The organism is Xanthomonas sp. SHU 308, assembly GCF_000364645.1.
GTDB classification, from domain to species: Bacteria; Pseudomonadota; Gammaproteobacteria; order Xanthomonadales; family Xanthomonadaceae; genus Xanthomonas_A; species Xanthomonas_A sontii.
On record NZ_AQOK01000113.1, the window covers coordinates 1 to 7,820 of the forward strand.

9 protein-coding genes are annotated in these 7,820 nt (G+C 69.8%); 4 read left to right on the top strand and 5 right to left on the bottom strand.

The features are described 5' to 3' along the window. Together D588_RS24040 and D588_RS0105145 are read left to right on the top strand one after the other, a co-directional pair. The coding region (locus D588_RS24040) for a biotin/lipoyl-containing protein (RefSeq protein WP_043083506.1) at positions 1–374 on the top strand (374 nt) is incomplete at its 5' end. Between the two features lie 82 nt (positions 375–456). Beyond that, positions 457–1,194, top strand: coding sequence for a DUF6065 family protein (locus tag D588_RS0105145; protein WP_017915210.1), 738 nt, complete (start codon positions 457–459; stop codon positions 1,192–1,194). A 131-nt stretch (positions 1,195–1,325) separates the two neighbouring features. On the opposite strand, the gene D588_RS26390 is transcribed toward D588_RS0105145, so the two are convergent. Both D588_RS26390 and D588_RS0105155 read right to left on the bottom strand, forming a co-directional pair. Then, entirely contained in the window at positions 1,326–1,658 is a 333-nt protein-coding gene (locus D588_RS26390; RefSeq protein WP_232764227.1) for a hypothetical protein, read from the bottom strand. A 121-nt stretch (positions 1,659–1,779) separates the two neighbouring features. After that, on the bottom strand, positions 1,780–2,319 hold the full coding sequence (locus tag D588_RS0105155; protein WP_017915212.1) for an excalibur calcium-binding domain-containing protein: 540 nt from the start codon (positions 2,317–2,319) through the stop codon (positions 1,780–1,782). Between the two features lie 726 nt (positions 2,320–3,045). On the opposite strand from D588_RS0105155, the gene D588_RS28400 reads away from it, so the two are divergent. Together D588_RS28400 and D588_RS24045 are read left to right on the top strand one after the other, a co-directional pair. Further along, the gene (locus D588_RS28400) at positions 3,046–3,387 is read left to right on the top strand and encodes a hypothetical protein (protein WP_017915213.1); all 342 of its coding nucleotides are present in this window, start codon (positions 3,046–3,048) and stop codon (positions 3,385–3,387) included. Between the two features lie 21 nt (positions 3,388–3,408). Beyond that, the gene (locus D588_RS24045; protein ID WP_017915214.1) at positions 3,409–4,389 is read left to right on the top strand and encodes a hypothetical protein; all 981 of its coding nucleotides are present in this window, start codon (positions 3,409–3,411) and stop codon (positions 4,387–4,389) included. Positions 4,390–4,510: 121 nt separating this feature from the next. Here D588_RS24045 and D588_RS0105165 read toward each other — a convergent pair whose 3' ends face one another. The 3 genes from D588_RS0105165 to D588_RS0105175 form a co-directional block, all read right to left on the bottom strand. Beyond that, the gene (locus D588_RS0105165; protein ID WP_017915215.1) at positions 4,511–4,891 is read right to left on the bottom strand and encodes a VOC family protein; all 381 of its coding nucleotides are present in this window, start codon (positions 4,889–4,891) and stop codon (positions 4,511–4,513) included. 113 nt (positions 4,892–5,004) lie between these two features. Continuing rightward, a complete protein-coding gene (locus tag D588_RS0105170) occupies positions 5,005–5,391 on the bottom strand; it encodes a hypothetical protein (protein WP_017915216.1) in 387 nt (128 codons plus the stop codon). Positions 5,392–5,428: 37 nt separating this feature from the next. Beyond that, on the bottom strand, positions 5,429–7,820 hold a 2,392-nt coding region (locus tag D588_RS0105175), incomplete at its 5' end, for a bifunctional acetate--CoA ligase family protein/GNAT family N-acetyltransferase (RefSeq protein ID WP_017915217.1).

Below are 7,820 nucleotides of genomic sequence, written 5' to 3' on the forward strand. Positions count from 1 at the left end.
TGCGCGACGGGCGCCTGTCCGCGTTTCTCGGCACACAGCGGGTGCAGGCCGATGCGGTGTTCGCCGGCACGCAGCTGCACCTGTTCGTCGACGGCCACGGCTATTTGTTCGAACGCCACGACCCGGTGGCCGAGGCCGACCAGCCGGCGGTGGAAGGCGGTGGCCTGACCGCGCCGATGCCGGGGCGCATCGTCGCCCTGCTGGTCGCGCCCGGCACCCAGGTGCGCCGCGGCACGCCGCTGCTGGTGCTGGAGGCGATGAAGATGGAGCACACCCTGCAGGCACCGGCCGATGGCACCGTGCAGGGCTTTCGCGTGCGCGAGGGCGAGCTGGTCGGCGACGGCGTGGCGCTGCTGGATTTCGAAGCGGCCTGAGCGCCGCCGCCCGCCAAGCCGCGGTCGCCAAGGCCGCGGCTTGGCGTCACACTCGGCGCTGGTCCATCGTCCTGCCCACGCCATGAAACTCACCGCCCACGTTCTCGACGGCCACACCCTCGACGTGCGCCCGGCGCCGCGCGAGCGGCCGTGGATGGACCAGACCGCCGAGCGCTACGCCTACCGCTGCCTGCCGCTGGACATCGCCAACGCGCATGGCTGGGAACTGCTGTGCCAGAGCGCGTTCGAGGCCGAGTGGAACGGCGGCAACGCGCTCGACGACCTGCGCGTGCAACCGGCACCTGGGACGCACGCGCCGGCGGTCAGCCACTTCGGCTATGGCGTGCTCACCTTCCACGTGCCGTGCCTGTTCCGCACCGAGGCCGGCGTGGACCTGTACGTCACTGCGCCGGTGAATCGGCCCAAGGACGGCATCGCCGGGCTCACCGGGCTGATCGAGACCGACTGGAGTCCGTACACCTTCACCATGAACTGGCAGTTCACCCGGCCCGGCCGGGTCCGGTTCGAGGCCGGCGAGCCGTTCTGCCACTTCTTCCCGGTGCAGCGACGGGTGCTGGCCGAGACCGAGCCGCGCTGGCAGCCGTTGTCGCAGACGCCGGAGCTGGAGCGCGAACACCAAGCGTGGATGCGCAGCCGTGGCCAGTTCCTGCACGATCTGAAACAGCCCGATTCCGACGCCAGCCGCGAAGGCTGGCAGCGCAGTTATTTCCGCGGACCGGTGCCGGGGCAGTGCCCGGCCGGCGTGGAACACCGGGTGAAACTGCGGCTGGCGCCGTTCACCCGCGACGAAGATGGCTGAAATCGCGCCTACGCACCCCCGAGGTGTGGCATCGACCGCATAAGTCACTAGCTAACTTGGCGCATGCAGCCGCGTGCGGAGAAAGACATCGAAGTCGACCCGCCAGGCCACACCGGTGTTCGATGAAAACGTCAACTGGCATGCGGCCATTTGGCCGGCCGGCCTGCCCGGATGTAATCGAGGTATTCGGACTGTACGACGCCTGCATTCACCCAGCGGCCGGTATCGGCCGCCAGTGCTGCATGTGCATAGGCAAGCGCGCCTTGCGGATCGGCGAATGTGGCTACCGGCGCTTCCGGCCCGTCTGGTTCGAGGCACGGGAAGTCGTACAGATCCAGATAGAGCTCGCTGCCGATATCCTCGACGTCGTGCACCCAGATCTGTATCACTCCTTTGCAGGGGCGCAGCTCGAGGTGACGAATGCACTGCTTGCCCTGGTCACTGCGGCCAAGGAACTGCTCCACTGACTTTCCACGACGAAACGCCGCGGGAATATCGATCGCTGCAAGATATCGCACGTTGGATTGGCACCCAGTCTGAGCCTCATTGGAAAGGATAGCGGCTTACGAAAGCCGACCATGCCCCCTAATGGCACCACTGCCGTTCGCACGGCACGCCGTCGTGGTTGCCGTCCATCTCCACACCCGGGCAGTGCTGCAGGAAGTACACCGCTTCGTCGCACGAGGTCATCTGCGCGCAGTGCGTGCGGCCGTCGCAGTGGAAGGCAGGCGCCGTCGTGGGCGCGGTGGGCGCTGACGACACCGGCGCCGAGGGTGCCGCAGGGCTTGCCTGCGGTACCGCCACGAAGCGCAGCGCCGCATAGGCCGCGATCGCGAGCACCGCCAGCAGCACCAGCACGCCGAGCCAGAGACCGCGACGCGGACGCGGTGCCGCACGCGCGGGCGATGCAGGCGCTCGACCGGGACGCATCACCCGCAAGGCCCGCGGCCGTCCCTGCGCGTCGTGCTCCAGGTCGAAGGAGATCAGTTCGCCCACCCGCGGGGGAACGCCGTCGGCAGGAAACGCCGCGCGTTGCACCTCGGCTTCGGTCTCACGATGGGCAAGGCGCACCCGGCCGCAGCCGCGCTCCTCGCTCCACTGAATCAAGGTCCCGTGCGTGCGCATGGCGTCACCGCAAGAAAGTGCATCGCCGCGGTGGACGCCGCCGTGCCCGGTGCGTCCACCGTCCCCACCGCACCTGCTACCGCCAGGCGCGGCCCCGCGTGCAGCATGCCATGGCTGTGGCCTGCGTGCCGACCGGCCACCTGCTGCAGGCGCGGTCGCGCGACGGCCGGTCAGCCACGCGCCGCGGCGACGCCGGCGGTCGCAACTGTCTACCACCGGCGGCGCGGCGCTCGCTAGAGTCCGAAGCGTCGAGCAACGCCGACGCCCGCTCCCACGCGCGGTTGGCGATCGACGCGCAACCCGGCATCGCGGCCGCCGCAGGGCGCCGCCCCCGCAGCATTCGTCCCCCGATGCTGCCCTGCCGGGCCCGCGCGTTTCCCCCACGCTCGACGCGACAACCGTCTTCAACGCAGTTGCCTTCCACACGGGGTCAGGAGAGCGACATGGACATGTCTTCGGTCCGCTAGGCCGTTTCACGCATCTACAACAGCGCCGCCGCGTCTCCACGGTGGCGGTGGATGCTGCACTTCCCATCGCGTCTCTCGCTTCGTCTGCGCGCAAGCGGATGCGTACGCCCGTGCCTGCGCGCGGCCCTGGGGCGACGGGACTCCTTTCACCGCGGCCGCGCAGCAGCACGGGCGTGCGGCCGGTCCGGGGCCAGGGGATGTCCGGACACAGGACGCGGCATCGCCCGCTCGCACCGACGCACACGACCGGAGGTCCATCATGCAACTGCCCCATCCGCGCATTCTCGCCATCGCCACCGTGCTGACCCTTGCCAGCGGCGCCGCCTCCGCCGGGCGCTTTCCGGATTTCGGCTACGCGCCGCCCTCTACGTACAAGGGGCCGCTGTTCCAGCTCAGCCAGGACTATCCGCAGCAACCGCCCAGCGGCCCGTTGCCGGCGTTCTTCCAGAAGCTGCCCAAGCCGCTGAGCAACAACTTCGAAGCCTGGCGCGGCTACGCCGATGCCGTGAAGGCCTACTGCCTGGAAGGCAACGTCGAAAGCGACTGGTACGTGCAGAACAACAAGGTGCGGCGCTGGTATCACGCGCCCTGGCAGCACTAAGGCCCGCTCGGACGCGAAGGCGTGCATGGGCTGACCAAGGAAGCGCAGATCCAGGTCAAGCAACTGGCGCCGACCCAGCTCACCACCGGCCAGACCTTCGCGGTCGGCATCTACAACGATGTCGGCGCCTACACCTTCGGCCAGGTGTGGAAGGATCCGCAGAACCCGGATCCGAGCTTCACCACCAAGCCCAACACCTTCCGCGACGGCACCGTGGTGTGCAAGGCGCTGTTCGCAGACGTGGACCTGAGCCAGGTGCCGTTCCTGCAGAACCCGGTGCTGTGGAACGCCTGGGTCACCAACAGCTTCAAGTCCGCCGACCGCGCGTTCAAGCAGGTGGCGCTGATCCAGATGGATTTCGCCGTGCGCGACAGCCGCGTGCCCGGCACCGGCTGGATCTTCGGCACCTTCCAGTACAACGGCGCGGTCAGCGGCAAGCCCGGCTGGCAGAACCTGGTGCCGGTGGGCGTGATGTTCGGCAGCGATCCACAGAACACCGGCGACGACTACACCAACAAGCAGCCGACCCAGACCCGGATCAATCCGCGCATCCTGCAGTCGGCGATCAACGCCAGGCCGGAACTGCCACCGACCCACCTGGGCTGGAACGGCCGCCTGAACGGCCCGGTGGACAATCCGATCAGCTCCTGCATGAGCTGCCACATGACCGCCGAATCGCCACAACTCTCGCCGATGAACCCCACCTTCCAGGCGCCGGACAAGGTGCCGCCGGTCGGTTCCAAGGAATGGATGCGCTGGTTCCAGAACATCCCCGCCGGGCAACCGTTCGACGCGGCGGCCAAGAGCACCGACTACAGCCTGCAGCTGGCCGGCGGCATCGCCAACTTCTACGACTGGAAGTGCACCCAGGACGGCGTGTTCGTCAGCGGCGGCAACCTGTGCGAGCAGAGCAAGACCTCGCTGAAGCTGATGCGCTCCACCACGCCGCCGCCGACCGTGTACCCGGTCGAGCGTGGGGTGAGCAACCAGGAGCTGGAGTAGTCGCGATACGCCTTGCCTGCCGGCGCCGCTCGTCGGCGCCGGCGGGCACGGCCCGGGTAGAGCGCAGCGCGACGACGACGCAGCGATGCGTGGCGTCACACGTGCTGCCGCCTACGCTCGCTCAACCGATCTGCTGGCCGACCCACCAGGTCGTGCCACCGGCGTCGCGGAAGCCGCCACGCCGGTCCGGATCGTCCTTCTGCACCGGCGCCTGCACCGCCGTGGCACCAGCAGCCAGCGCACGCTGGTAGGTCGCATCCACATCGCGCACGTAGACATGCACATGCGCCGGCACCGCCGGCCAGCCCTCGACCGCATCGCAGAACATCACCACGGTGTCGTCGATGCGCACCTCGCCGTGGGCGAGCAGGCCACCCTCGCCGGGGATCTGCCGCAAGGGTTCGGCGTCGAACACTGCGACCAGGAACGCGATGGTCCGCTGCGCGCCATCGACAATGAGATACGGCGAGACCGAGGTGTAGCGCTCTGGCTTGAACGACATGAAGAACTCCTGAGGTCGAGTGTCGCAGGCGGGTCGACGTGTGCGGTGGTGAAGCGCCTCATGCAACGTGCGGCGATGCCAAAAGGCCACTGCGCCGCGGCGTGCAGCCGCGCTCACAGCGCGCACGTGCTGAGCCGCGCGGCCAGGGTAAAGGGGACCGTGCCCAGGTCGTCCAGGCCTTCGACATCGAACGCATACGCGCCCTTGGCCACGAGCGTCAGTTGCCCGTCGCGCGAAAGATGGAAGGTCAGCGTGTCGACGTCGACCGGATGGTGCGCGCCGAACAGGTAAAGTGCGCCGTCGATATAGCCGTCCTGCGGGTTGCGTGGAAAGTCGACGCGCTGGCCGGCGAGCTCGCCGAGCCTGAGCGACGGCAGCGCTATGCCGTCCAGGCGGATCGCGGTGTCCACGATCTCGCCGGCGTGCAGGAACGGGCACAGCAGGATCTCCAGCGAGGCGGCGCCCGGGAGGCCGGACAGGATCGCATGGCGCGGCTTCAATGCGCTGGGCGAGAACGTCGACATCGCGGCGCCGTCCTCAGTGCTGCGCCACCGGCAACACCACGTCCATCAGCGTGGCGTCGTCCGGATCCGGCGTGGCCTTGAAGCCGAGCTGCCGGCACATCGCCAGCATGGTGCGGTTCTCGCGCAACACCTGGCCTTCGACCACCTTGAGACCGAGCCAGCCGGCGTACTCGATCATGATCTGCATCAACTGCCAGCCGATGCCGTGGCCCTTGAGGTCGGAGCGGATCAGGATGCCGTATTCGCCACGGTCGTAATCGGCGTCAGCATGCAGGCGCACCGCGCCGAGCATGTCGCCGCTGCGCGGCTCGATCGCCACCAGCGCGATCGAACGCGCGTAGTCGAGCTGGGTCAGGCGCGCGATGAATTCGTGACTGAAATGCTTGACCGCCTGGAAGAAGCGCAGGCGCAGGTCTTCGTCGGTGACGCGGGCGAAGAAGCTGCGGAACAGCGCGTCGTCCTCCGGCCGCACCGGACGCACGAACGCGGCGCTGCCGTCGTTGAGCACGATGCGCCGCTCCCACTCCTTGGGATACGGAAAGATCGCGAAGCGCGGATGGCCGCGGCCCTTGTGCAGGCGCCGCGACGGCGCCACCGCCACCCGCGCGTCGACCGCGATCACCCCGTCGCGGTCGGCCAGCAACGGATTGATGTCCAGTTCGCGGATCTCGGGCAGGTCGGCCGCCAGTTGCGCCAGCTTGACCAGCACCATCGCCACCGCACGCTCGTCGGCCGCCGGCACGTCGCGGTAGGCCTTGAGGATGCGGCTGACGCGGGTGCGGCCGATCAGTTCGTGGGCCAGGCGCAGGTCCAGCGGCGGCAGCGCCAGCGCCTTGTCGTCGATCACCTCCACCGCGGTGCCGCCGCGGCCGAACACGATCACCGGGCCGAAGGTGGGATCGTCGGCGATGCCGGCGATCAGTTCGCGCGCCTTCGGCCGCAGCAGCGAGGGCTGCACCAGCACGCCGTCGATGCGCGCGTGCGGTCGCGCGGCGCGTGCGCGGGCGAGGATGCCCTCGGCGGCGTCGCGCACCGCCTCCACGCTGACCAGGTTGAGGCGCACGCCGTCCACGTCGGACTTGTGCGGGATGTCGGCCGAATGGATCTTCACCGCCACCGCCGAGCCTTGCGCCAGCATCGGCGCGGCCACCTGCGCCGCGGCCTCGGCATCGGCGGCGTGCGCCACCGGCGCGGTGGGGATGCCGTAGGCGGCCAGCAATCGCGTGGTCGCCAGCGGGTCCAGCCAGGTCTGCCCGGCGGCCAGCGCCGCGTCGACGATGCCGCGCGCGGCGGCGGCGTCGAAGGCGAAATCGTCGGGCAGGCTCGGCGGCGTTTCCATCAGTGCCGCCTGCGCCTCGCGGTAGCGCACCAGGTGCATGAAGCCGCGCACCGCGTCCGCCTCGGTGGCGTAGGTGGGGATGCGCGCGGCGTTGAGCGTGGCGGTGGCGCTCTCGTCGTTGCCCAGCCACACCGCGAACACCGGCTTGTCACGGTGATGGCGCGGGCGCTGGCCGAGGATGCGGGTCAGCGCCTGCGCCGCCTCGGCCGAGGAAGTGAACGCGGTCGGCACGTTGACCACCAGCACCGCATCGTTCTCCGGATCCTCCAGCAGCGCACCGGCGGCGGCGGCGTAGCGTTCGCCGTCGGCGTCCACCACGATGTCCACCGGATTGCGATGCGACCATTCCTGCGGCAGCGCCGCGTCCAGTTGCTGCTGGGTGGGCGCCGAGAGCGCCGCCAGGGTGCCGCCGAGATCGGCCAGCGTATCCACCGCCAGGCGGCCGACGCCACCGCCGTTGCTGAGGATGGCCAAGCGCCGGCCGGGGAAGGTGCTGAGCCGGCCCAGCGTCTCCGCCGCGGCGAACAGTTCGTCCAGCGCGCGCACCCGCAGCAGGCCGGCGCGGGCGAACGCGGCGCCGTACACCGCATCGGAACTGGCCAGCGCCTGCACGTGGGTGTCGGCGTTGGGATCGATGCGCAGTTGCCGGCCCGACTTCACCACCACCACCGGCTTGGCGCGCGCGGCGGCGCGCGCGGCGGACATGAACTTGCGCGCGTCGCGGATGTGTTCGACGTAGAGCAGGATCGCGCGGGTGCGGTAGTCGGTGGCGAAGTAGTCGAGCAGGTCGGCGAAGTCCACGTCCAGCGCGTCGCCCAGCGAGACCACCGCCGAGAAGCCGACCGCACGCGCCACGCCCCACTCCACCAGCGCCGCGGCGATGGCGCTGGATTCGGAGATCAGCGCCAGGTCGCCCGGCTGCGGGCAGTGCGCGGCGATGCTGGCGTTGAGCCGCGCATGCGGCGCGATCACGCCCAGGCAGTGCGGGCCGAGGATGCGCAGGCCCTTGGCGCGTGCGGCGCTCTCCACCCGCGCCGCGGCCGAGCCCGGTCCGCTGCCGAGCCCA

What these genes read in the sequence shown, in the direction of transcription:
- D588_RS0105145 (WP_017915210.1), top strand. Translation starts at nt 457, where the DNA reads ATGAAACTCACCGCCCACGTTCTCGACGGCCACACCCTCGACGTGCGC.
- D588_RS0105155 (WP_017915212.1), bottom strand. Translation starts at nt 2,319, where the DNA reads ATGCGCACGCACGGGACCTTGATTCAGTGGAGCGAGGAGCGCGGCTGC.
- D588_RS28400 (WP_017915213.1), top strand. Translation starts at nt 3,046, where the DNA reads ATGCAACTGCCCCATCCGCGCATTCTCGCCATCGCCACCGTGCTGACC.
- D588_RS0105165 (WP_017915215.1), bottom strand. Translation starts at nt 4,891, where the DNA reads ATGTCGTTCAAGCCAGAGCGCTACACCTCGGTCTCGCCGTATCTCATT.